At 60.9% G+C, this 1222-nt stretch carries 3 protein-coding genes; 1 reads left to right on the top strand and 2 read right to left on the bottom strand.

What is annotated here, in order from left to right; translation table 11 throughout:
* Positions 1-255, bottom strand: a 255-nt coding sequence (locus CSW57_RS24085) for a MarR family winged helix-turn-helix transcriptional regulator (RefSeq protein WP_143696611.1), incomplete at its 3' end; no start/stop codon positions are given.
* Positions 256-300: 45 nt separating this feature from the next.
* On the bottom strand, positions 301-819 hold the full coding sequence (locus CSW57_RS24080; RefSeq protein WP_099381808.1) for a mycothiol transferase: 519 nt from the start codon (positions 817-819) through the stop codon (positions 301-303).
* A 131-nt stretch (positions 820-950) separates the two neighbouring features.
* On the opposite strand from CSW57_RS24080, the gene CSW57_RS24075 reads away from it, so the two are divergent.
* Positions 951-1222: DUF7800 domain-containing protein (locus CSW57_RS24075; RefSeq protein WP_442316351.1), on the top strand; the 272-nt coding region annotated here is incomplete at its 3' end.

The following is a 1222-nucleotide window of genomic DNA, read 5'->3' as shown; positions in this document are numbered from 1 at the left end:
TGTCCGTTGACGCACCAGGAGGCCGGCGGACTCGAGGCGTTTGAGCAACGGGGACAGGGTTCCCGAATCCAGCTGAAGCCGTTCACCGAGCCGTCGGACCGTGATGGGTTCGTCCTCCCACAGAACCAGGAGAACCAGGTATTGCGGATAGGTCAGACCGAGTTCGTCGAGAATCGGCCGATAGGCGGCCGTTGTTGCCCGCGACGCCGAATACAGCGCGAAGCAGAGTTGCTGATCTAGCCGAAGTGCGGACATGCCGAAATGGTAGACCACAATTCAGTTGTACACAACCAAATAACGTCAGGAAGTGGTCGAAGCCCGGTCGAACAGTCCGGCGATATACGCGGCCTGCCCGGCGTGCTGCAGGTCATCTGAGATGACGCTGATGAGACGCACCGCGAGCGTGACCGGCGGATCCCAGTGATCGTCCACGATCCGGTCGAGATCGTCGGAGCCGATGGTCTGCAGATACGACAGCGTGCTCGCATGCACTGCATCGTGATATCCCAGAAGGTCTTGTGAGCTCGCGGCGACCTGCCCGACCTCGTCTGATGTCTGTCCGTAACCGATGGCGCCGGTGTCAAAGGGCAGTGCGAACCGCGCCTCCCACCCGTCGCCGGTCCACACCTGTTCGGTCCCGGCAACTTCGGCGACGTGGTCGTCCTGCACCCGGGTCAGGTGCCAGATCAACCAGGCGATCGAGTTCGCCTCCGGATCGGGCCGATAGGTGAGGGCTGACTCCGGCAGATCCTGGAGGGTCTCGTGGACAATCTCCTTGATCCGGTTGAACGCGTCGGTCAGGAGTGCAGATTCGTTCACGGTGTTCCTTCCGTCATGTTCTGATGGGCGCACTCCACATCTACCCCGCGAAACGTCTTCATGGGCACCCGGTGTGAGCGCGTGACCTCAGAAATGGTGCACATCGGACCAATCGGTGGAACCGTGTGTATGTGAGCAATGAAATACCGACCCTCGTTCTCGGACCCATCCTTCGCTACGTGGACAACACGCGGGCCACCATCTGGGTGGAGACCGATCGCGAGTGCACCGTGGAGGTTCGGACTTCGACCGGTCAGAGCGGTGCCGAGAACACGTGGTCCGTCCACGAGCACCACTTCGCCATCGTGCAGTTGGTCGATCTGCCCTCCGGCACTGTTGTCGACTATTCCGTGACGTTGCGACCATCGGATCCGCAGATGATCGCAACGTCACGGAATAGTCG

It is taken from the genome of Williamsia muralis, from assembly GCF_002735905.1.
Taxonomy (GTDB): Bacteria; Actinomycetota; Actinomycetes; order Mycobacteriales; family Mycobacteriaceae; genus Williamsia; species Williamsia muralis_A.
This window is presented reverse-complemented; position numbering and strand designations above follow the sequence as displayed.